The sequence below is a fragment of the Acidisoma sp. genome, from assembly GCF_965199065.1.
In the GTDB taxonomy this organism is placed as follows: Bacteria; Pseudomonadota; Alphaproteobacteria; order Acetobacterales; family Acetobacteraceae; genus Acidisoma.
In genome coordinates this window covers 1,363,999-1,386,197 of sequence record NZ_CBDAQN010000003.1, presented here as the reverse complement: position 1 = coordinate 1,386,197, position 22,199 = coordinate 1,363,999, and the positions used below count along the sequence as shown (strand labels likewise).

At 64.1% G+C, this 22,199-nt stretch carries 16 protein-coding genes; 8 read left to right on the top strand and 8 right to left on the bottom strand.

The window, feature by feature from the left end:
• The first annotated feature begins 44 nt into the window (after window positions 1-44).
• The 7 genes from ACOEQ1_RS14525 to solA all read left to right on the top strand — a co-directional run bounded on the left by ACOEQ1_RS14525 (window position 45) and on the right by solA (window position 8,630).
• Window positions 45-1,295, top strand: coding sequence for a hydantoinase/carbamoylase family amidase (locus ACOEQ1_RS14525; RefSeq protein ID WP_419759954.1), 1,251 nt, complete (start codon window positions 45-47; stop codon window positions 1,293-1,295).
• Window positions 1,296-1,316: 21 nt separating this feature from the next.
• Window positions 1,317-2,237 (top strand): polysaccharide deacetylase family protein, encoded by a 921-nt coding sequence (locus ACOEQ1_RS14520; RefSeq protein ID WP_419759953.1) that lies wholly within the window; start codon window positions 1,317-1,319, stop codon window positions 2,235-2,237.
• A gap of 161 nt (window positions 2,238-2,398) precedes the next feature.
• Entirely contained in the window at window positions 2,399-3,661 is a 1,263-nt protein-coding gene (locus ACOEQ1_RS14515; protein WP_419759952.1) for an aromatic ring-hydroxylating oxygenase subunit alpha, read from the top strand.
• Window positions 3,598-4,689 (top strand): GlxA family transcriptional regulator, encoded by a 1,092-nt coding sequence (locus ACOEQ1_RS14510; protein WP_419759951.1) that lies wholly within the window; start codon window positions 3,598-3,600, stop codon window positions 4,687-4,689. The genes ACOEQ1_RS14515 and ACOEQ1_RS14510 overlap by 64 nt, the downstream gene beginning before the upstream one ends.
• The gene (locus tag ACOEQ1_RS14505) at window positions 4,673-6,289 is read left to right on the top strand and encodes an NAD(P)/FAD-dependent oxidoreductase (protein ID WP_419759950.1); all 1,617 of its coding nucleotides are present in this window, start codon (window positions 4,673-4,675) and stop codon (window positions 6,287-6,289) included. Before ACOEQ1_RS14510 ends, ACOEQ1_RS14505 begins: the two co-directional genes overlap by 17 nt.
• Entirely contained in the window at window positions 6,286-7,443 is a 1,158-nt protein-coding gene (locus ACOEQ1_RS14500; protein WP_419759949.1) for an NAD(P)/FAD-dependent oxidoreductase, read from the top strand. Before ACOEQ1_RS14505 ends, ACOEQ1_RS14500 begins: the two co-directional genes overlap by 4 nt.
• On the top strand, window positions 7,440-8,630 hold the full coding sequence (solA, locus tag ACOEQ1_RS14495) for an N-methyl-L-tryptophan oxidase (RefSeq protein ID WP_419759948.1): 1,191 nt from the start codon (window positions 7,440-7,442) through the stop codon (window positions 8,628-8,630). Before ACOEQ1_RS14500 ends, solA begins: the two co-directional genes overlap by 4 nt.
• A gap of 142 nt (window positions 8,631-8,772) precedes the next feature.
• On the opposite strand, the gene ACOEQ1_RS14490 is transcribed toward solA, so the two are convergent.
• Window positions 8,773-10,434: an asparaginase domain-containing protein gene (locus ACOEQ1_RS14490; protein ID WP_419759947.1), complete on the bottom strand. Its 1,662-nt coding sequence runs from the start codon at window positions 10,432-10,434 to the stop codon at window positions 8,773-8,775.
• A gap of 434 nt (window positions 10,435-10,868) precedes the next feature.
• Here ACOEQ1_RS14490 and ACOEQ1_RS14485 point away from each other — a divergent pair, with 434 nt between their 5' ends.
• Window positions 10,869-11,876 carry a crotonase/enoyl-CoA hydratase family protein gene (locus ACOEQ1_RS14485; RefSeq protein WP_419759946.1) on the top strand — a complete coding sequence of 336 codons (1,008 nt, stop codon included), beginning with the start codon at window positions 10,869-10,871 and terminating at the stop codon, window positions 11,874-11,876.
• A gap of 64 nt (window positions 11,877-11,940) precedes the next feature.
• Here the strand turns inward: ACOEQ1_RS14485 and ACOEQ1_RS14480 are convergent, their stop codons facing one another.
• The 7 genes from ACOEQ1_RS14480 to ACOEQ1_RS14450 form a co-directional block, all read right to left on the bottom strand.
• A complete protein-coding gene (locus ACOEQ1_RS14480; RefSeq protein WP_419759945.1) occupies window positions 11,941-14,493 on the bottom strand; it encodes an ATP-binding protein in 2,553 nt (850 codons plus the stop codon).
• 597 nt (window positions 14,494-15,090) lie between these two features.
• Window positions 15,091-16,686 carry a gamma-glutamyltransferase family protein gene (locus ACOEQ1_RS14475; protein WP_419759944.1) on the bottom strand — a complete coding sequence of 532 codons (1,596 nt, stop codon included), beginning with the start codon at window positions 16,684-16,686 and terminating at the stop codon, window positions 15,091-15,093.
• Between the two features lie 83 nt (window positions 16,687-16,769).
• A complete protein-coding gene (locus ACOEQ1_RS14470; RefSeq protein ID WP_419759943.1) occupies window positions 16,770-17,450 on the bottom strand; it encodes an esterase family protein in 681 nt (226 codons plus the stop codon).
• Window positions 17,451-17,494: 44 nt separating this feature from the next.
• Window positions 17,495-18,460, bottom strand: coding sequence for an acetylxylan esterase (locus ACOEQ1_RS14465; RefSeq protein WP_419759942.1), 966 nt, complete (start codon window positions 18,458-18,460; stop codon window positions 17,495-17,497).
• Window positions 18,461-18,624: 164 nt separating this feature from the next.
• Entirely contained in the window at window positions 18,625-20,838 is a 2,214-nt protein-coding gene (locus ACOEQ1_RS14460) for a N,N-dimethylformamidase beta subunit family domain-containing protein (protein ID WP_419759941.1), read from the bottom strand.
• On the bottom strand, window positions 20,838-21,164 hold the full coding sequence (locus tag ACOEQ1_RS14455) for a hypothetical protein (RefSeq protein WP_419759940.1): 327 nt from the start codon (window positions 21,162-21,164) through the stop codon (window positions 20,838-20,840). Before ACOEQ1_RS14455 ends, ACOEQ1_RS14460 begins: the two co-directional genes overlap by 1 nt.
• The gene (locus ACOEQ1_RS14450) at window positions 21,161-22,189 is read right to left on the bottom strand and encodes a Gfo/Idh/MocA family protein (RefSeq protein ID WP_419759939.1); all 1,029 of its coding nucleotides are present in this window, start codon (window positions 22,187-22,189) and stop codon (window positions 21,161-21,163) included. The genes ACOEQ1_RS14455 and ACOEQ1_RS14450 overlap by 4 nt, the downstream gene beginning before the upstream one ends.
• Window positions 22,190-22,199: the final 10 nt, after the last annotated feature.

Genomic DNA, 22,199 nt, shown 5'->3' with positions numbered 1-22,199 from the left:
GTCTCAATCGGCTGGCAGAGGAATTTCTTATTTCCAACGGAAGTATGCCAACGAGCGACCTCGCAGCAAAACTGTTCCTCGCGCTTGATCAGGCGACGCGACAGGGGCGCGGCATCCAGCGCGATACCTACGGGGCTGGAGAGCAGGCGGCGCACGACATCATTCGTCAGTCGGCGGAAACGCTGGGTCTTGAATGCGCCGTCGACGCGATCGGCAACCTGACGATGACGATGCCGGGCCATGATCGCACGCAGCCGCGCATCGTGATCGGCTCACATCTCGATAGCGTGCCGCAGGGCGGGAATTTCGACGGTGCTGCAGGCGTTGTCGCCGGGCTTTGTGCCATCGCCCGCTTGCGTGCGGACAACGTCGTGCCGCCTTGGGATATTGCGGTGATGGGCATCCGGGGGGAGGAATCGGCGTGGTTCGATGTGCCTTATCTTGGTAGTGCCGGCGCTTTCGGGCTGCTTGATCCCAAATGTCTTGAGGTTCGGCGATTTGATACGCAGCGCAGCCTCGCCGATACGATGACGGCAGGCGGCTTCGATGCCGGCGCCATCCGGGAGCGCCGCCGCTTGCTCGATCCCGTCAGCGTTCGGGCTTATCTGGAGGTGCATATCGAGCAGGGGCCGGAGCTTATCGGCGAGGGTCTTCCGGTCGCCGTTGTCACCGGTATCCGCGGTTGTCTGCGCTTCCGCAACGCGCGTTGCGTGGGCGCGTACGCGCATTCGGGCGCCGTGCCGCGCCGGCATCGCCAGGATGCCGTGGCCGCCACCGTCGCCCTGTTGCACCACATGAACGAGTACTGGGCGCGCATCGAGGCGCGAGGTGACGATCTGGTGCTGACGAGCGGCGAGTTCTTCACCGACGCTGCGATGCATGGGCCGAGCAAGGTCGCGGGTGAAACGCGCTTTGTGCTGGACATCCGCAGCACCGCCGATGCCGTCATGGAAGCGGCGGCGAGCGAGGCGCGCGTTGCCGCGGAGCGGTTCGAAGAGCAGTTCCGTGTCCGCTTTGATCTCGGGGCGACCAGCTATTCTCCTCCCGCCATGATGGACGCGCGGCTGCGCCAAACGCTTCTGAACCTCTCCGACCATCCGTATGAAATGGCCAGTGGCGCCGGGCATGATGCGGCGATCTTCGCCCAGATGAAAATTCCAAGCGCGATGATCTTCATCCGCAATGCCAATGGCAGCCACAATCCGGATGAGGCGATGGCGCTCGATGACTTCGATGCCGCGGTCATGCTGCTCACGCGGCTCCTGAAATCATCTTGCAGCGCAGCCGTCGCTTAGCTGACTGGCGAGGATCGAATAATGGCGCCCGGCGAAGCGAGCTATCCGCGTGACCTGATCGGCTATGGCGGCCAGCCACCGGACCCAGCTTGGCCAAACGACGCCAGGATCGCGGTGTCCATCGTTCTGAATGTGGAGGAAGGTGGCGAATACAGCCTGCTGCACGGCGATCGCCACGCGGAGTATGCGCTGACGGATGCCGGCGTCACCACGCCGCTGCAGGGTGGGCGCGACCTCAATGTCGAGTCGACCTTCGAATATGGCAGCCGCGCTGGCTTCTGGACGATCATGCAGCTGCTGCGCGACAGAGGCTGTCAGGCGACGATCTATGCGGTCGGCATGGCGTTGGAGCGCAACCCGGCCGCCGCGGCCGAAATCAAAGCGAGTGGCTTCGATGTCGTCTGTCACGGCTATCGCTGGATCGACTATCATGGCGTGCCGGAGGAGGTGGAACGGGCGGAGATCGCCCGCAATGCCGAGGCAATCACAACGATTATCGGGCGCGCCCCGATCGGCTGGTATACCGGGCGTCCGAGCGCCAATACGCGCCGGCTGGTGGTCGAGCATGGCGGCTTCCTGTTTGATTGCGACGCCTATAACGATGACCTTCCCTATTGGACCGAGGTCAGCGGCAAACCGCATCTGATTGTGCCGTACTCGCTCGACAATAACGATGCGCGCATGACGCGGGGCGGGGACTTCGCAACGAGCAACGACTTCTTCACCTATTGCAGGGACGCGTTCGATTGGCTCTACCGGCAGGGGAGGGAAGGGCGACCGCGCATGATGTCTGTGGGGCTGCACAGCCGCATCATCGGACGCCCCGGCCGCATCGCGGGGCTGGCCCGGCTTCTCGACCATATCCAACGGCATGAGGGCGTCTGGCTCACAGGGCGAGACGCGATCGCCCGGCACTGGATAGAGCACCATCCGCCAGGTTGAGCCCCGCTCGCCTTACAAGCGGTGCCGTCATTTGAGGCAGACATGTCGACTTTCGGACATATGATGTCGCCTTGACGACAGCACGCCTCTATCCTGTGCGGCAGATTGCGTCGGTAGCCGGCGCATGCACCGCATGTGAGGAAGCCCAAGGATTAGACGGCATGAACGCGTTTTCTTCGGAAACCTCCCTCATCCCCGCACGGATGACCTCCGAGCACGTGCGCAGCCTCCTGGCGCAGCGGCGGCCCGGCTATGGCCTGCCAGGCAATTTCTACACGGACCCCGACATCTACGCGATGGATCTGGCGGTCATCTTCGAGCGCGAGTGGATCTTCATCGGCGCCAGCTGCGAGATCCCCAAGCCGGGCAATTTCATGACGGCGATGATCGGTCCCACCCCGATCATTGTCCTGCGCGATCGGCAGGGAGAGTTGCGTGCCTTCCACAACACCTGCCGGCATCGCGGCTTCAAGCTGTGCGAAGCGTCACACGGACATACCCCCGCTCTCATCTGCCCGTATCATCGCTGGACCTATCGGCTCGACGGCACTCTTGCCCATGCCAAATACATGCCCGAGGATTTCAAGCCGGAGGAATTTCCGCTTCTTCCCGTTCATCTGAGAACTGCTGGCGGCACGATCTACGTCTGCCTCGCCGAGGAGCCGCCCGACTTCGCGCCCTTCCAGGAAGCAATGACGACGCAACTGGCGCCGCATGGGCTTGAGAATGCCAAGCTTGCCTATGAGGACAACCTCATCGAACACGGCAACTGGAAGATGGTCATGGAAAACTCGCGCGAATGCTACCACTGCGCGACAGGCCATAGCGAGTTGATGATTACGTTCCTCGACATTTATGATTTTGCAAATCCGGAACAGAACGCGCTGATCCGGGGTTATTGGGATAAATGGGACAGGGCGGGCTTCACTGCCAGCGTCGCGGAGGGGCCGGATTACCGCGCGGCGCGCCTTCCCTTCACCGGAAGCGCGCAGTCGATCACCATGGATGGCAGCCCGGCGGTCTCGCGGCCCTTAGGGCAGTCGCCCGCGGATGCCTACGGCTCCCTGCGCTGGGTTCATTATCCCTCTACCTTCAATCACTGTCTGAATGACTACACGGTGCTGGTTCGCATGCTGCCGATCGGCCCCGAGGAGACAATGGTCACCACGAAATGGCTGGTCGACGCGGATGCGGTCGAGGGGGTCGACTATACGATCGAGAAGCTGACCAAGGTCTGGAGGGTCACCAATGATCAGGACAAGGCCCTGGTCGAGCGTAACCAGGCGGGCGTGCGGTCCTCCGGCTACCGGGCCGGCCCCTATTCCCCGAGCCTGGAGGCGGGCGTTCTGAAGTTTGTCGATTGGTATTGCGGCAAACTGTCGCCCAGGCAGCTGGGCGTGGGACGCGAAAGGGTAGCGTCATAAGCGCCATCTTCCCACCCTCGGAGCGGCCGACGCGCATCGGCTTCCTGCTGATGCCGGGCTTCCCGTTGCTGCCCTATGCTTCGGCGATCGAACCGTTGCGGGCGGCCAATGTCCTGGCCGACCGCGCGCTCTACAGCTGGCATCATCTGACGCCTTTCGGCCTGCCGGCGCAGGCGTCCAACGGCATCAGCATCGCACCCGATCTCGACTGGCAGATGGCGGCTTCGCTCGACCTTCTGATCGTCTGCGCAGGTGCCTCGGTGACGGGACTTCACGATGCCGACACGGAGAGGCGGCTCGCCATGCTCGCACGGCAAGGTACGCGCATGGGCAGCGTATCGGCAGGCACCTATCTGCTCGCGCGGGCCGGCCTGCTGAACGGGTATCGTTTTACCTTGCACTGGGAGCTGGCGCCGGGCTTCCAGGAAGAGTTCCCAGCTCTGGACCTGCGGCGCAGCCTCTTTGAGATCGATCGCAACCGGCTGACCTGCTCCGGCGGCGCGGCGCCGCTCGATATGATGCATGCGGTTCTCGCGCAGGATCACGGCAGTGTCCTTGCGCTTGCCGTCAATGACTGGTTTCTCCAGACCGAGGTTCGTGGCGGGGAACATCCGCAGCGCATGGCGCCGGTTGTGCGCTTCGGCGTTCGGAACGCCGCCGTTCTTCGTGCGCTCGCGCATATGGAGGCGCATCTGGACCAGCCTGCGAGCGGATCGGAACTGGCCGCCGTTGCCGGGGTGTCGCTGCGCCAGTTGGAGCGCTTGTTCCAGGCGTATCTGGGCGCGACCCCGAACGCCTTTCAACTGAAGCTAAGATTGGAGCATGCCCGCACGCTCCTCCACCAGACCGAGATGTCGATGGTCGAGATCGCGGTAGCAACCGGCTTCGCCAATGCCAGTCATTTCGCCCATGCGTATCGTAGCCGTTTCGGCCGCACGCCGCGGTCCGATGCGCTGCGGACTCTCCGCCTGATCGGCAAGCGGAACTCAACGATGGAGGCCGCCCCGCGCCATGCCATTCGAGCCTGATCCCAAATCCATCGCCGGCAACGAGCTGCCTTTGGCCGAGCGAACCGATGTCCTCGTCATCGGCGCCGGGCCGGCGGGTCTTGCCGCGGCGCTGCAGGCGGCATCCGACGGGCGATCCGTCATTCTAGTCGACGAAAATCCCATCAGCGCCGCGACGATGGGTGAGAGCCTTCCCCTGCATTTCGGCGGCGGCATGACGGGGGCAGTCCGCAACCGCAATGCCATGCTGGAAGCGGTGGTCTCGGCCATGCCAGGGCTTGCGGAGGCCTTCGAGGCCGGTGTGGATGTGCGTCTCGGCACGGCGTGCTGGGGTCTCTATGCACCTGGCGCCGATGTCGGCTGGCTGCCGGGTCCGGTGGCGGGGCTCATGGATGAGACGCGGTCCTGGATGGTCGGCGCCGAGCGGATCGTGGTGGCGGCCGGTCGCCGCGACATGGGTCTCGCCTTCCAGGGGTGGGAGAAGGAGGGCGTGATGGGGATCGGCGCCGCGTTGCGCCTTGCTACCCTCTATGACGCGCTGCGGCCGCGACGGGTCGTCGTGCTCGGTACCAGCGCCGAGACGTTGCAGGCGGCGCTCATGCTGCAGGCAAAAGGGGTGGTGATCGCGGCCATCGTCGATCCCGGCGCCGTGCCGCTCGGACCGGCAAGCCTCGTGGCTGAGTTGGAGGCAGGAGGCGCGCAGTGTCTGTTCGGCCATGCGCCGCGCCGGGCAGAGGGCGCTGAAACGGTCGACGCGCTGACACTCGCGCCGGTCGACGCGGAGGGCCGCAGCGTCGGTGGCCTGGAGACGCGGATTGCCTGCGACGGTGTGCTGCTGGGCGTGGGTCACGTGCCGGTCGTGGAACTGCTCGATGCTGCCGGTTGCCGGGTGGTCTTTGACGCGGCGCGTGGCGGGATCGTGCCGGTGCTGGACGCGGCGCAGGCGACGAGTAAACCCGGCATCTATGCGGCGGGGGACTGTGCCGGCATCTGGCCGGGCAAGACGCTTGATCCCGCGATCGCTGCCGCGGAAGGACGACGGGCAATCTCGGCTTTGGTGGCTCCTGTGGCCGTGATACCGGACGGAAATCTGGGGGAGGATCGGCTAGCCTGGGTCCGTGCCGCAGTCTTGGATGCCGGCGACACCACCTATGTCTGCCAGTGCGAGGAGGTGACCGCGCGCGAAATCCTCGAGTTGCGACCGCCCCGCTACCTGAATCAGGATATGGCGGCGAGCGGTGACGGCGCGGTGGCGGCACGCCGCAACGCGCGGGATTTGCGTAGTCTGCTGGGCGACAGGCCGCACCCCGATCAGGTCAAGCGCCTGACGCGTGCGGGCATGGGCACCTGCCAGGGGAGGCGCTGCCGGGAACAGGTCGCGGCGCTGCTGGCCCTCGCGTCGGGGCTGCCCTATGGCGGTGTGGCGCCGGCTTCGCACCGGGCGCCCGTGCGGCCGATGCCGATGAGCCTGGCCGCCACGACCAGTGTGGAGTCAGCGGCCATGGCGCGGCACTGGGACACCTGGTTCGGCATGCCTGCCCAATACGTTCCCTTCTGGGAGGTGCCGGCGCAATACACGGCGGCCGGCCGGCCGCGCGATGACGAAGTGGCAAGCGAATGAGCGATATCGACAGCCCCAAGGGCGCTTCCGTCGTCATCATCGGCGCCGGCGCCACAGGCCTCAGCACCGGCTGGTGGTTGGCGCGAAGCGGCGTGGATGTGCTGGTGATCGACCAAGGATTGGTCGGCTGGGGCGCTTCCGGTCGCAACGGCGGTGGCTGCTCCCACCATTTCAGCCCGCTTTTTGTCGAGGAGCAGCGGCTGTGGCCGCAGATGGACGCGCTACTGGGCTATCCGACCGAGTTTCAGCCCAAGCGCATCCGTATCGCCTTCGATGAGCGGCAGCTGGAACTCTACGGACGCGCGGTGCGCAATGCGGCGCATCAGGGCTTCGGCTCCACGCTGCTCGATGCAAAACAGCTGCGCGAGATGGTGCCGCTGGTCGGCGAGGAAGCCGTCGGCGGCTACTTCTATGACTTCGGCGGCCACGCCAATCCGCATCGAACCGTGCAGGCCTATGCCTGGGCGATGCAGGATCATGGCGGTCGTGTGCTGCAGGAGACGCGGGTGGCCGGTTTTCGCCGTGCGGGCGGCCGTATCATCGCGGTGCTGACGGATCGCGGCGAGATCGGGTGCGATCAGGTCGTGCTGGCCGCCGGTCCGGCGACGCAGCGGCTCGCTGCCATGGTCGATGTCTCCGTGCCGATGGTGCCGGCACGGGCTGAGATGCTGGTGACGGAGCCGCTGCCCCTGATGCCTCTGGGCGGTGTCGACGGCAACGGCCTCTATGGCCGGCAGACGCTGCGCGGCAATCTCGCCTATGGCGGCGGCCCGCATGAATGGATCGATGAAGACGCAGTAGCCGGCACGCCGGCAAGCACGCCGCTGATGTGCAATATCGCCGGCCGGCTGGCCCGGCTTTTTCCCCATGCCGCTCACGCGAAGATCATCCGCAGCTGGGCCGGCGTGATCGAGAATACTCCCGACGGGCGGCCGGTGATCGACCGTCCGGAGACGCCCGGGAATATGATTGTGGCCAGTTTGTCCAGCATTGGCTTCGGACTGTCGCCCGCAACCGGCCACGCCATCGCCGAGATGATAACCCAAGGCCATTGCCGCTTTGCCGATCTGTCCAGTTTCTCTCTGTCCCGTTTCCGTGGGCTGGAACCGGATTGGGCGAGCCTGCAGGGCTGGCGGGAGCCTGTATCCGTTTGAGCGGCATCGGATCTGAATCCGCCACGGTGGTTGTCATCGGCCTCGGCGCGATTGGCAGCGCAACACTGTATCAGCTTGCAAGGCTGGGCATCCGGGCGATCGGTATCGACCGCTTCACGCCTCCCCACGATCGTGGATCGAGTCACGGGGAAAGCCGCATCACGCGTCTGGCGGTGGGGGAAGGGGACAGCTACGCGCCGCTCGTCCGGCGTTCGCACGCGATATGGCGTGAACTGGAACGCGAAACGGGCAGCGCGCTGCTGAACCAGGTCGGAGGGCTCATCATCGGAGATAAGGATGACACGCCGCACCACGGCAAGGCCGCGTTCCTGGAACGGACGATCGCTGTGGCCGAGCGGCATGGAATTGCTCATGAGGTTTTGGGAGCCGAGGAGATCGGATATCGCTTTCCGCAGCTCGGACTGAGCGGCCAGGAACGCGCCTACTACGAACCCGAGGCGGGGATGGTTTTCCCTGAACTTTGCGTCGCCGCTCAGCTGGACGGCGCCCGGCGTCTCGGCGCGACACTCCGCTTTGGAGAGGCCGTCCTGTCGGTGCAGCGGTCAGGCACCGGCATCGAGGTGACAACAACGCAGGGCCGGTTTATGGCGGATCGCGTCGTCATGGCTGCGGGACCGTGGCTGCCGGCTCTGCTCGGATCAGCCTATACGCCGTTGCTCCGCGTGTTCCGGCAGGTCTTGCACTGGTTTCCGACCGATAGCGAGGCCTATGCGCCCGAACGCTGTCCGGTTTACCTTTGGATGCATGGCACGTCCGAGGAAGACTACTTCTACGGATTTCCGAAACTGGCCGGAAGCGCCGGCATCAAGGTCGCAAGCGAACGCTACGCGCTGACGACAACACCCGATGCCGTCGACCGGCACGTCGCGCCGATTGAATCCACGGCGATGTTCGACCGCCATGTCCGTGGACGGCTTCGTGACGTTGAAGCACAGGCGGCGAAAGCCTCCGCTTGCCTCTACACGGTCACGCCGGATTCCGGGTTCCTGATCGATGCGTTGCCAGAGATACCCGGAGTGGTTCTCGCCTCCGCCTGTTCGGGTCACGGCTTCAAGCATTCAGCGGCGCTGGGCGAGTGCATAGCGCAAGGAATTGCCGGCAACACCGGTCTCGACACATCGCTCTCTGCATTTGGGTTGGGGCGCTTTCGACAAGAAGCTGCCTGATGCGAGGCTGCTGACGCCTCAGCTTGCAAACCCGAGGGCGAGCACTCACTGGCCAGGCGCTGGCATGTCCCTCGGCCAAGTCCTTCACTTGGCGCGAGCGCCGGCCGGCAACGATCGCCGCGTAGACGCTATCCCTCGCGGTCTAGTGGGTGTCGAACACCTGCTGATACCGCGCAACGGCCGCCTCATGAGCATCGATCTCGGCGGAGGTCGGTGCCTTGGGATCGGCAGCAATCGGCAGGCTGCCGAACTTCATGAGGCAGGCCATCAGCAGCATGCGCGCCTTGGTCGCTGTCAGATTGCTGCCGGCAATGGTGCGTGGGTCACGATCGGCAAAACCTTCCGGCGAGCCCCGGCCCACGCGGACCACCGGCGCACCGCAGAAGCTCGCGCTCCGCAGCATGGCGGCGCGTAGCTCCGAGGTCGCCGAGCCGTAGGGCACGAGACCTTCGACCACGAACCCCGCGAGCCGCCCGCTGCCCATCCTGTGACGGATGAGAAAGTCGAGATCGGCTTCAGGGGCAGGGTCGTCGCCAAATGTCTCGGCGGCGAAGCCACCATCCTTCACGATGGAAACCGAAGGTATCGCGTCCGGCAGGATCGCTCCGTCCGCTCCCTTGATCCGGACGGTGACCGTCTCGACGCCGCTGCTTGTCATCCTGGCCGCGAGAACGCTCTCGGGGAGCTTGGTGACGTTGACGTCGGAGGCGGCGGTGTGGCGATAGGCGGGGACGTACATCAAATAGGGCACGCCAGCATGCGTGACCTGGCCGAGAATGCCGCCATGGCCTCCGGTCGCCACATAGCCGCCCGGACGTGCGTCCACCTTGGCAACTTCACGTGCTGCGAAGAATTGCTGTTCCTGGATCACGACGGTGCCGGCGCGGTTGCGTCCGTCGGCGTCGGCCCAGATGCGAGACTCGATGTAAGTCACCGCGTCCACGATGTTGGCGGGTCCGTCGTTGCTGATCTGGCCCTGCGGGCGTTGCGCCGCGTTGCAGGCGATCGGCAGATGCGTGTCGATCAGCAGGTTGAACCAATACGCGATCTCCTCCACCTGCGGACTTCCCTGCGTCCAGATGGCTCCGTCGTAACGGCCTGAGGAGAGGATCGCCTGGACGTCGTTGGTGATCTTGGCGAGCATGGGCCGCGGCGGCGCCTTGGCCAGATGGAACGGCTTGTAGGTAAAGAAATCCCATCCCAGCCGCTCAGGAGACCTGTCATCCTCCAGGCCCTTGGTGTAGCCGCCCGGAGGCGCCACACGGTAGAAATCAACATCGGCGCGACCTCGTATCAGATTGACCTTGCCGTCAGCGCCGACCGAGAGCCGATCGATCTCCTCAAAGCTGCGGGAGCCGTCGGGGAAGAAGCCTTGCCGGTAGTTCTTGCTGCCGGGGGCGGTGCATTCCTCCTCCCAAGGCGTGCCATCCTTCTGCATGGCGACATAGGGCAGCGGATAAAGGCCGTCCGCGGGCGAGAGCTCGATCTCGTACACGGGGCGGTCCGCCGGGTCGCGGCGCTCCGGGCTGAAGACGCTGTCCGCTCCGATATAGCCGTCCGGTGGTCCATAAAGCTCGGCGGCATCCGCCTCGAGCGGGTGGGCGGAAAACTGCTCGACATAGACCTTCACCGGGGCCGCGAGACGCTGAGGACGCAACGCGTCGAAGGATGATTGGCCATCGCCCGTGCCATCCATGGGCTCGAGACCGTGGCGACGCCGGGCCTTGTCGGAGGTTACGAGGGGCGGCGTGTTTTGAATGGTGGCCGTCGGGCCTGCCAAGTGCGCGATGCGGATCTTGCTCATGTGGGTCCTTCCCCTTGGCCGCCGTTTTCAGACAGTGCCGTCACGCTAAAGCATCGGAGGCCATCTCGGAGCCGATCTACCAGTCCTGCCTGGCGCAGAGCGACAAGATCGGCGTCTTCGGCCATGGCTTCACCTGTTCAGGGCACCCGGTCGCGAGCGCCGTCAATGCCCGCATCCTGACGAGACCGACGGCGCCTCCCCAATTGTAACAAAACGCGAAACCATTCGAGTTGTCGAATGACAACTCATGGGCTGAGCGCCGGGCGAAAGGCGTCATCAGGATATCAACACCCTTTGGTCAATAACCCTATGGCAGCTTGGGCATCACCGCTTACACTGAGGATGTGCCCAATGCGTCAATGGGGCGCTATGATGACCGAAGTCAGACTTCATTCGGTATGACGGGCTATTCATCAACGAGATTGGAGAGTTACATGACCTACACCATTCGTATCTCCGCTGACAGCTCCGAGCTTGGCGCGCAGAACGATGCCGCCAAGGCCGAGGCTTATGGCCTCCGCAGCGTTGCAACAACCCAGAAGGTGCTCAACGAAAACAAGTTTGATGCGGCCGAGATCGTCCGCCAGAACCAGTTCGAGGAGCTGGAAACCTATATTACGAACGAGGACCGTGCCTACTGGGTGTTCATGCAGCAGTCTGAGCGCCCGAGCTTCACGCCGAAGCTCCTCAGAAGCCTCGTCGGGGTGCAGGCGCAGATTTCTCAGCTGTTCGCGTCTCAGACGGAGAGACCGCTCGACTATCTCGTTGTCGGCTCAAGAACCTCGGGGACGTTTAGCCTCGGCGGAGATCTAGACCTTTTCCGCAAGAAGATCGAGGAAGGTGACGCCGACGCCCTCCGTGCCTACGGGTATCAGTGCAACGAATCGTGCTACGTCAACTACATGGGGTATGGGCAGCGCTTGATCACGATTGCTCTGATCCAGGGTGACGCCCTCGGGGGTGGTTTCGAGTTGGCTTTGACCTGCGATCTGATCGTTGCCGAGCGGCAAGCCAAGTTTGGGTTTCCGGAAGTGCTGTTCAACTTGTTCCCGGGGATGGGCGCCTACAGCTTTCTGGCACGACGGATCGGCGTCGCGAAGACCGAAGAAATGATCCATAGCGGCAATATCTATACTGCCGAAGAACTGCATAGGCTGGGCGTGGTGGACATCCTTGTGGATCAGGATGCCGGTGTTGAAGCAGTTAAAGGCTACATCGCCAAGAACCGTCTCCGCCACAGCGCGCACTCGGCAATGTATCAGGTGCGCCGCCGCGTGAACCCCGTTACCTTGCAGGAGCTTAAGGACGTCGTCGACATCTGGGTTGAGACGGCGCTTCGGCTTTCCGAGCAGGATCTTCGGAGGATGGCTAAGATCTCCTCCGCGCAGGATCGTTCTCGTCAGCGCCGGCTTGCCGCGGCAATGGCCATTGCGGCCGAATAAAGCAGTGCGCAGCACGTTCGCGATCGCCCGCCGAGCGCAGGCAAAGTCATGGGAGCTACTGCTCTCATGGCTTGGCCATGCCCTCAGATTCCCAGTGCATCAACGCTTCCTCGACGACGGCCAGCTCCGTGGACAGACGCCTCAGATGCGCGAGGCCGGCTCCCCGCAGGTCGTGGCCGGAGATCAACTCCAGCTCGCGGCAAATGTCAGACAACCTGATGATGCCGAGGTTGGCGGCGCCGCTCCGCAGCGCGTGCGCCGAAAACCTGAAGCCTTCTACATCGGCCGCCTCATAGGCCTGCTGCAGGGCCTCGAGGCTTTCGCGCGCTTCGATCAGGTAGTTGTCGATCACCTCTTGGACAAACTCGGGCCCGGCGAGGTCGTTTAGGTGGTTGATCATCTTCCGGTCAAAGGAGGGGCTGGCGACCTCGGTGAACCGGGGATGCGAGCTGATCGCCGTAACCCGGGAGGGCAGGCTGACGGGCTTCGGGCGCCTCGGACGTATCCGCGATACGACCTCGTCAATCTCGGAGAGAAGAGCCGCTGGCTCTATGGGCTTGGTGATGCTCGCATCCATCCCGGCGTCCAGGCACCGTTTGCGCGTCTCCGGGCTGGCATCCGCCGTCAGACCAAGAATGGGCAGCCTCTCATCCGCTATCGCACCGAAACGGAAGTTCTGGACGACGGCCACTCCATCCATGACCGGCATGTTCACGTCCATGATTGCCACGTCGAACTCCTCGTCGGTCATCGCGTCGAGGGCGGCCCCGCCATCGCCCACGACGCTAACCTTATGACCGGCCTTCTGGAGGATCTTGGTCATGACGAGCTGGTTCATCCGGTTGTCGTCGGCAACCAGGATTCTCAGACCCGGATTTTGCAGGGATGCTTTTATGACCTCCGGAGCGACAGGCGCCGGAACCGGAGTAGTTGCCAGCGCGATCGAGAGCACGGTCATCAAATCCTCGTCCGAAAAAGGTGGCGACAGCTCCGACATGAAGCGCCGGTTGCCGCGGCTTCGCGGTAAGCCGAGGCTCGGTGTCGCCACCAACTCCACGAGCATCGAATCCAGGTTCGCCGGGCGCGCAGACGCCTTTGGTTGCAGGCATAAGACCCCGAGTGCCTGCTCAGCGTCGTAAATCGTGTCGAGAGCCGTGGCTTCGGCTTTTGTCGCGGCCCGGATCGCCAGGCGCCAGTCGGATAGCCGAGCGACGAGGGCCGATACGGCTCTCGGGTTGCGCGACACGAGGATTGCTTGCAACCCTGCAAAGCGTTCGATCTGCGCGACGGGCATCCGCCCGGAAGGGAAGTCGAGTTCAAACCAGAAAGTGCTTCCCTTTCCCACGACGCTGTCAACGCCGATTTCGCCGTTCAGCAAAAGAACAAGCCTTCTGGTAATGGCAAGCCCCAAGCCTGTGCCGCCGTAGTTGTCGAGGATCTTCGGATTTGCCTGCTCAAAAGTTTCAAAGATCCTGCCCAACGCCTCTCGTTCAATACCGATGCCGGTGTCGGCCACCTCAAAACGCAAGCGACTTGTTGAGTCGCTCGCGTTTGTTTTGTCGACCGAAATCGTGACGCCGCCATCCTGGGTGAACTTGAGCGCGTTGGAGCAAAGGTTGAGCAGTATCTCGCGCAGCCTTCTATCGTCCCCGTTGAGCCGCAACGGCGTCCGGGATGACACGTGCAACGTTAGGAAGAGGTCCTTCGCCTGCGCCTGGGTGGCCATCATCCGCTGCGTCTGCCCAAGCAGGTCAGCCAGGTCAAAATCGTTGGCGACCACCGGCATCTTGCCGGCCTCGATGCGCGAGAGGTCCAGAATGCCGTCGATCAGCGACAGCAAGGCGCGGGCGGCGCCCATGACGGTCCTGGTCATCTCCTGCTGTTCGTTGTCCTCAACGGCCGCTTCAAGCAGGGCTGCCGTGCCGACGATCGCATTGAGCGGGGTCCGCAGCTCGTGGCTGACGCTTGCCAGGAACAGAGACTTGGCTTGGCTGGCGACCTCCGCCCGGCGCCGCGCGTCCGATAGCTTGCGTATGAGTGTGATGGAGTACAGCGGCACGATGATCATGCCGACCAGCAAGCCTACGGAAAGCGGCAGCTGAGCGCGCCAAAATGGCGTTACGAGAACAGCGAGCGAGAATGAGACGGCACTGATGCCCGTCGCCATGATAAGAAACGTCTCGCCAAAGCGGAAGCCGTTGCCGAAAATCACCCAAAGGTAGATTGGATAGAGCCAGGCAGTATTTGCTCCACCAATGTGGAGTTCATAAAACGCAGCCGCGAAATCGAGCGCCATCGCAGCAACGCGCCGCATGAGGAAGCGGCGGGGCGCAGCGATGCAATGAGCTAAAACGACAAATCCTAAAAGAAGATTTATTGCTTGCGCGATGAGCAGGCCATGCGGATCCTGGATATGCCGGCTCAGCCAGAGAACGTTGAACAAGCCGACCGCGATGGCTGCTGCGAAACGGTTCAGAGCCATTTCCCAGTCGCCAGGCGCATCTTTCCGCGAACGCCGCGCCAGCGCGTACAACTTTCTTGCCAACCTGGAGATGCCGCCAATACCCCGCCACATCAGGTGCGTCGTCTCGTAGGAGTTTGTTTCCTTTTCAGCCATGCCGTTAATCAGACGTGAGGCAGGTTGTAAGGCTGTGGCGCAACACGTCCAGAACAAGGGCGTCTATCGGCGAGAGGTGCCCGACCTCATCGTAACGTTGCACGCTTGCGCCCTCACTCATGATCCTGCTCCTGCCGCGCCACGGCAACACCTTCACTGCTATCGATCAAACGTGCAATCGACCACTGCTCCACTAGGCTTTTGGGACAATCGAAAACATTTAGCCGATAACCCCGCTTCTTTCTAGAGTGCGAAGACCGATCACCCGCCGATAATGGTTGCCGCGCTTGAACGGCCAGTTTGGGTCATCCATCATGACAATCCGCCAGTCCGAGCGCGAGCACGTAATCAAGCACATAGCGTATCGTTTCGAGCGCACGATATGGTGACGCCTATCAAAACAATTCGTGGAACAAGACATGCTTCGTTAAAAGGACTGCATATATAAAAGTTCCGCTTTCCTATCACGACAGACGGGACCGTATCGAACAGATAGCAGAACACTTATTCAAAGGGAACGGTGCGAAACCGGATGGATATGGATTAGTGATGAGCGAGCATTTGCGCGGCTGCGGGCGCCGCGCCGCGACAGCTATCTTACCACCCGAGCGCTTGTCCGTCCTTACGGGGGTCGGACCCTGCCACATATCCACCGTCCGGCTGGCGCAGGATGATCTGCGCGCCCCCGAATGCAAAATGGGCTTCGGGCTTTTCCACGACGACCTCATGACCACGCAGCCGTAGCGCCGCGACGAGCGCCGCATCCATCTCTGGTTCTACGGCGATCCGCCGGCCCGAGAGTATCCGCCAACGCGGCGCGTCCGCGGCTGCCTGCGGGTTCTGCCCATGGGCCAGGATGCGCAGCGCCAGTTGCAGATGTCCCTGGGCCTGCATCGGGCCGCCCATGAGCCCGAAGGCCATGAGCGGCCGTCGGTCCGGCGTCATGGCAAAGCCGGGAATGATCGTGTGGAACGGACGTTTTTGAGGGCCGACAGCGTTCGGATGCCCCGGACTCAGCGTGAAGCCCGCACCGCGGTTCTGCAGGCTGATGCCGGTGCCCGGCACGACCACGCCCGACCCGAAGCCCATGTAGTTGGACTGGATGAAGGAAATCATCCGGCCGGCGCGGTCGGCCGCGGCCAGGCAGACGGTGCCGCCAGGGCCCGGAGCGCCATGACCCGGATCGCCCGCCCGCGCCGGATCGACAAGCGCCGTCCGCCGGGCGAGGTAGGCGCTGCCCAGCAGGCTCCCAGCGGAGACATCCATGGTCGCCGGATCACCGACATGCTCGAGATCGGCCATTCCCAGCTTCGTCGCCTCGATGGCCCGATGCACGGTCTCCACATCATCGACGGGATGATGATCGGGCCCCAGTCGCTCCAGGATGCCGAGCCCGATGAGCGTCGCGATGCCTTGCCCGTTCGGCGGCAACTCGTGGACGACGCATCCCGCGTAAGGCACCGACAGGGTGCCGACCCAGTCGGCCTGATGCGCGCCGAGATCCTCTGTCGTCATCGCCCCGTTGTGGCGTGCGGCATGCTCGGCGATCCGCGCCGCGAGGTCTCCGTGGTAGAAGGAGGCCCCGTCCGAAAGCACAATGCTCTCGAGCGTGTCCGCCATCGCGGGGCACGAGAAGGTCTCGCCGGCTCGAGGCGCCCGGCCGTCCGGCATGAAGCATTCGGCAAAGCCCGGCTGGTCGCGCAGAAGTCCGGCGGCACGCGCCCAAAGGGCGGCGACTATAGGCGTGACGGCGAAGCCCTCGCGCGCAAAGCGGATCGCCGGGGCCGCAACCTCGGCCAGGGGCAATTGCCCGAAGCGACGGTTGAGAGCGACCCAGCCCGCGACCGCGCCTGGCACCGTGACGGAATCCCAGCCGCGTTCCGGCATCACAGACCGACCGGCGAAGCGCTCAGGCGTCCAGGCGGCCGGCGAGCGCCCGGACGAGTTCAGCCCATGCAGGTCGTGGCCGTCCCAGAGGATGGCGAAGGCGTCGCTGCCGATGCCGCAGCCGCTCGGTTCGACGACCGTCAGCGCGATGGCGGCCGCGACCGCGGCATCCACGGCGTTGCCTCCGCGCAGCAGCATGGCCATGCCCGCCTGCGAGGCCAGCGGATGTGAAGTGGCGATCGCATCGCGCCCGAAGACCGGAGACCGAGCCGATCGATAGGGGGTGGAATAGTCAATCGTAAGCATGCCAAGCCTTTGGTTGTGACCGCAAACTGCGACCATATTCCCCGAGGCCGGCGGGGTTCGAGCCGCCGGCAGTCTACCTTGGCTCAGACATACAAGGCCGCCATTTCACGCCAAGCGCGGGCGCGATGGGCGCGTCCGTCCCAGACGTGCAGTTGGTGGCGCACACTCTTCTCGGCAAGGAGGCGGCTGAGGTGGCGGTTATTGTCCAGGAACGGATCTGCATCGCCGACTGCGAGCACGATGTCGAGCTCACGCAGCTTGTCGAGCCGCCAGCCGCCGGCGAGGCCCGGCAGGAAATGCGTCGGCGTATGGAAGTAGATGTCGTCGCCGTAGTAGCCGTGGAAGAGGTCGTCGAAGCACTCCACCTTCATCGTGAGATCGAAGCGACCGGAAAAAGCAACAAGCTTACGGAACAGGTGGGGATGGCGGAGCACGAGGCTGGCAGCCTGGAACGCACCGAGGCTGCAGCCCATCGCCATTGTGCAGTCATGCGAGTTGTTCCAGGCCATCAGAGGCAGCACTTCGTGGAGAATGTAGTCCTCGAAAGCCGCGTGCCGGCGGATGCGGTCGGCCGGATGACGCCCGAGGTCGTAGAAGGTTTCGCGCGCCAGCCCCTCGACGCAATAAAGCTGCAGTTGGCCGGCGTCGACCTTCTCTGCAAGCCTGCCGACGATGCTGAGCGTTTCGTATTCCCAGAAGCGTCCGTCCCGCGTGGGGAACATGAGCACCTTGGCCCCCGCATGGCCGAAGATCAGAAGCTCCATGTCACGATTGAGCCGTGGACTGTACCAGCGCCGGTATTCTCGCCTCATGTCGCCCTGAAAAACCGCCTGACCTCTTCCGAGAGCAACGCATGCTGCTCCCCCATTCCAGGATAGTCGAAATGCCCCGCGTCAAGAACGAAAGTTCTATGATGATTCGACGCGACGCGCGCATTCGCGACCGAAAATTGGCAGGGCGGCGCCACCGCCGGGTCGAAGCGGGCAACCGCCATGAGCATGGGCACCTCGATCCGCGTTGCCGCCGTCGCCGCATCGAAGAGGCTGAGGGTCTTGAGCACGTCCCTGTGCGTTCTCTGGTAGTTCTGAACCGAGTCGCCGCTGCCGACCGTGGGCAGGGTCAGCCAGACCGGCATGTTGCTGAACGTAGGCACGACCAGATGGCCCCGGTCGATGCGCTTGTCGAAGGCGATTGCCAGCGCGCCGATGCCGCCGCCGAAGCTGGTGCCGGCATAGCCGATGCGGTGCGCCAGCCAAGGGTATAGTTGCGTCAGCACAGAGACGGCGAGCCAGGCATCCTCGACGCAGCCACCCAGGATGTAGCGCTCGGGAGTGTCGATATCGTGGAGCACGTGCCATGCGGGGTCGCTCGAAATCGGCGGGCGGCTGCTGCGCGACATCCCGCGAAAACATAGAAAGAGCACCGCCGTGTCCTTGACCGGGATATCGAAGTCCGGCTGGTCCCGCCCGCCATAGCCGTGGCCGACGACGAGCCCGCGGGTGACCGGGCCCCCTCGCGGCAGCAACAGCCAACCGCCGATCCGGAAGCCGCCGGTCGAGGTATAGGTGATGTCATGGACGTGCCAGTTCGCGTCGCTGGACCGGCTGGTGCTGACCTGCGGCTGCGGATCGACGGTCAGGGCCCGGGTATGGCGGAGGCGCCAGAACTCGTCGAAGTGGGGCGGGCCCGGCGGCGGTCGCATCGCGAGCAGCGCATCTAGCCCATACCCGTAGGTCGGATCGAAATCAAAGGGATGGTTGGTCGGAATGCTCATGGCGCCATTGTATCACGGCGCTCGGAGCGCCTTCAGCAGGGCAAGCCGCGCCCCGCGTTTCCTGTTAAACGAGGGGCAGCACCATGATGGCACGGCGAACACCATGAGCGTTTCCGTTACAAGCGAAAGCCTGCTCGGCTGTCACGCGAGCCCGGGGGGTCGGCTCAGACGAAGGGCTCAGGGTCGAGGAAGCGCCGCAAGGTGTTGAGCGTGATCGTGGAGACGTTGTTCTCGTAACCGTTCCAGGGCAGCGACCCGATCCAGGCGATGGAGCCGGTCGCGAACACCGCGCCGCCGGATGGCGTTTCGAAAAAGCTTAGATCGGCCCGTACACGCTCGTTCTGGTCGCCGCCGAGGTTCGGCAGCGTGGCGGTGAACTCCTCGTTGACCAGCAGCATGAGCGGGCTGTGGTCCTCCGAGGATGCGAGGCGCAGGATGTTCGGCGGCGATCCGAGCAGCCGGTTGATGCAGTCGAGTTCGATCCCCGCCGCACCACCGCCGATGAGCCCGAAATCACCGATGACCTCATCCGCAACACCGTTGAAGATAAAGCTGACGCGCGGGTTGTCCGCGTCTGGGGCGCGGCGGTAGTAGGTTGAGACATCAAAGCCCTGGGCGACGAAGCCGATCCCCGCCATGACGTTCGGCGGGCGGCCGCAGCGCCGCCACAACCCGCCATACTCGCCGGAAAACGAATGGTAGTATTCGCCGGGTTCGGCTTCCCAGGAGCGGATTCCGTCTTCCGCGCGACGAACCTCGATGACGCCGGGCAACTCATCGTGAAAGGCGACGCGCCAATACCAGCCGTTGCCGCCCATATACATGAGCCGCCCGCCGCGATCGAGCCACGCCTTCATCGCATCCCACATCGCGGTCGAATGATACTCCGGATGCGAGCCGGTCATGATGACCTGGTAATCCTCGATCAGCGCATAGCCGTCCCGGTGCAGGTCCTCGTCCGTGATGATGTCGTAATCAAACCTGTGATGCGCCAGCCAGCCGAAAAGATGAGTGTCGGCATTATACTGGTAGAGGCTTGAGCCGTCACCGCCGAGCCAGGAGTGGTAGCGCGGCGCGCAGTTGATGTTGGGCCGCAGGCGGCTCGAATAACAGACGCCCGAACCGTCGGCGTGCTTGTCGTACAGCGAGTGGCAGAGTTCGGGATGGTCGTAGAGATAGACGTCCTGGTGGCCGAAATGCAGCAACCGTCCCATCAGCCGCTCCACGCCGCGCACCGTGATGTGCTCGCCGTGATTGGCGTAGGCCATGTAGGAGCAGGTGGGCGCCAGGAAGGCGAGCTTCGGCCGGCTGCCTTTCGCGGCACGCCGGGGAGGGCGGATGAAGAAGGGAATGTAGGTTTCCCGCATCGCCTGCGCGCCGGTCTCGCCGCAGGTCAGATGCAGGGCATAGGCGCCACTTTTCGCGTCCTCGGGCACCGTCCAGACGATGTCGGCGGGCCAGCCGGCGTCATACAGGTCGTCCTCGTGGAAATGCACGGCGGCGTATTCGTGCGGCGCCGCCTGCCAGCTGTGGTGTTCGCCGGTCCAGCGCTGGCCCTTCATCCCCCTTGCGGGCAAGTTGACCAGTCTCCCGTGACGGCGAAACGGGCCTTTGTCGGTGGCCCGCGTCGTGCGGATGCCGTCCGAGAAATCCCAGTAGGCGATGACCCGGCTACCTTGGCTTTGGGTGTCCTCGAAGAAGCCCGGCGCCTCGATCTTACCGTTGAAATGGCCGCCGATGGTGCCGTCCGCCTGAGGTGCGCCGGCCAGATAGAATGGCACTGCAACAGGGCGGGGCGTGAGAGGCAGCGCGTCATCGCGATCGCCGCTGTCACTTACTCCGAAATCGGTCTGCGTTGCGGTCTGACCCAGGTGGAAACGGCCGGCAACGGGATCGACCGTAAGCGTCACGTAGTACCATTTGCGGTCGAGCATCCGGGCACTCAGCGTTTCCCCTCTGACGGAGCCCAATCCATCGCCGACCACCAGCGTCAGCTGTCCATCGTCGATCGCCAGCATGAAGCCGCTTTGGGTTGCAGCGTCCCATTGCGCTGCCAATACCTGACCGGAGCGGGCGAGCAGTGTCGGCCAGATCATGGCACGGAAGGTGAACGCGCTGTCGCCCCCGAGCGCCGGGAAATCCTGCACCACGAGATATGACCCCGCATCGGCGCGGCGCACTCTTCCTTGATACTGGCCGTCGACTGCGCTCGGCAGGTGCGGGAGATCGAGGCCGGGACCGGCCGGATTGATGTCGCCGTTGACGACGCGAACGATCCGGGCGGCGTAGCTGTCGCCTTCCTCGAGCGAGATCTGGAAGGCGATCGGCTCGCCTGGTGCGACGCTGTAGCGGTCGGGGTAGCCGACGATCTTCAGCATTACGCGGGGTCCCTGAGGGGCTGGTTGATATGCTGACCGGTGGCCGCGTGCCAGCGTCGGCGAAAAACCTCCCACTCCGCTTCATCCCGATCCGTGAAGATGGGACTGTCCTCAAACACCAGAGGGTCGCGCCGGTCGGCGGGCATTTCGGCGATCTGCCATTCGGCGAAGGGTTTGCGGCAGAACAGCACGATCTGCCGCCCGGTCGGATCGTAGCGGAGCGTGTTCAACACCCGCATCAGGCCGGGGCTGTGACGCCCGACGGGCTGGCGCCTGAACTCCTCGACGTAGATCCAGTCGGCCTGGGGATCGATGCGGTATGTCATGTCAACAACTCAACCGTGGCCCCGGTGGCGGCCGCCTGCTCGATGGCGGCCAGAATGCGCGTTGCTGCCAGCCCGTCCTCGGCGGTGGCGAGGAGCGGGCCGCCCGACACGACCGCATCGATAAAGCGGGCGATCGCCTCGTAGACAAAGCCGCCGATGCGTCCCGGCCCCGCAGGCACCGAGCCGAACAGGTCCGTCGTGCGGAGGCCGCCGCCGCTGAATTTACGAAAGGCGCCGTTGTCCGCCGTGCTGACCTGGGCGGCGCCCTTCTCGCCCACCAACTCCATGCGGAAGTCGAAGACCATCGGGCTGTCGGGCGGGAGGACCCAGCTGTTCTCGAGTGTCACGACCGCGCCGCTACGCAATTGCAGGATGGCGAGATGAACGTCGGCCGTATCGACGCCAAGGCCTTTGAGGTAGCCGTCCCGCCGCACGGCCTGGACGCGCACGACCTCGTCGCCGGTCACGAAACGCAGGGCATCGACGGCGTGGCTGCCGAGGAACCACAGCGCTGAAGACCGTGATGCCCAGCTCAGCATTTCACGCGGAACGAAGGTGGTGTTGCTGAGGCGCAGGCTGCCGTGGATCACGCGCCCGAGTTCTCCTGACGCGATAGCCTCCCGCAGGGCGGCCACGGGCGGACTGACCCGGTTGTGGAAGTCCAGCATCAGCACGCGGCCACTTTGCTTTGACGCCGCCACGACGCGCTCTGTCTCGGCAAGATCGGTCGCGAGGGGTTTCTCGCTCATCACGTGCTTGCCCGCCGCCAGCGCCGCCAGGATGATCGCGCTATGGGCGAAATCCGGCGTCGCGACGGTCACCGCTTCGATCTCGGGGTTGGCGAGAAGCTCCGTCAGATCTGTATAGGCGTGGCGGGCGCCGAACCGAGCGCGCATGGCCTCCGCCCGGCTTGCGTCGACATCGCAGACGGCAACGAGATCCGCCTCCGGCAGCGTCGACAGCACGCGCGCATGCTGAGCGCCCCACAATCCCGCACCCACCACTGCAAACCCATGCTGTGTCATCGGAGAGGGC

Excerpts from the sequence above, each read along its gene's own strand:
- ACOEQ1_RS14500 (WP_419759949.1), top strand. The coding sequence starts at position 6,286 with ATGAGCGATATCGACAGCCCCAAGGGCGCTTCCGTCGTCATCATCGGC.
- ACOEQ1_RS14485 (WP_419759946.1), top strand. The coding sequence starts at position 10,869 with ATGACCTACACCATTCGTATCTCCGCTGACAGCTCCGAGCTTGGCGCG.
- ACOEQ1_RS14490 (WP_419759947.1), bottom strand. The coding sequence starts at position 10,434 with ATGAGCAAGATCCGCATCGCGCACTTGGCAGGCCCGACGGCCACCATT.
- ACOEQ1_RS14460 (WP_419759941.1), bottom strand. The coding sequence starts at position 20,838 with ATGCTGAAGATCGTCGGCTACCCCGACCGCTACAGCGTCGCACCAGGC.
- ACOEQ1_RS14475 (WP_419759944.1), bottom strand. The coding sequence starts at position 16,686 with ATGCTTACGATTGACTATTCCACCCCCTATCGATCGGCTCGGTCTCCG.
- ACOEQ1_RS14515 (WP_419759952.1), top strand. The coding sequence starts at position 2,399 with ATGAACGCGTTTTCTTCGGAAACCTCCCTCATCCCCGCACGGATGACC.
- ACOEQ1_RS14520 (WP_419759953.1), top strand. The coding sequence starts at position 1,317 with ATGGCGCCCGGCGAAGCGAGCTATCCGCGTGACCTGATCGGCTATGGC.
- ACOEQ1_RS14505 (WP_419759950.1), top strand. The coding sequence starts at position 4,673 with ATGCCATTCGAGCCTGATCCCAAATCCATCGCCGGCAACGAGCTGCCT.
- ACOEQ1_RS14470 (WP_419759943.1), bottom strand. The coding sequence starts at position 17,450 with ATGGAGCTTCTGATCTTCGGCCATGCGGGGGCCAAGGTGCTCATGTTC.
- ACOEQ1_RS14525 (WP_419759954.1), top strand. The coding sequence starts at position 45 with ATGCCAACGAGCGACCTCGCAGCAAAACTGTTCCTCGCGCTTGATCAG.
- ACOEQ1_RS14480 (WP_419759945.1), bottom strand. The coding sequence starts at position 14,493 with ATGGCTGAAAAGGAAACAAACTCCTACGAGACGACGCACCTGATGTGG.
- ACOEQ1_RS14465 (WP_419759942.1), bottom strand. The coding sequence starts at position 18,460 with ATGAGCATTCCGACCAACCATCCCTTTGATTTCGATCCGACCTACGGG.
- ACOEQ1_RS14455 (WP_419759940.1), bottom strand. The coding sequence starts at position 21,164 with ATGACATACCGCATCGATCCCCAGGCCGACTGGATCTACGTCGAGGAG.
- ACOEQ1_RS14450 (WP_419759939.1), bottom strand. The coding sequence starts at position 22,189 with ATGACACAGCATGGGTTTGCAGTGGTGGGTGCGGGATTGTGGGGCGCT.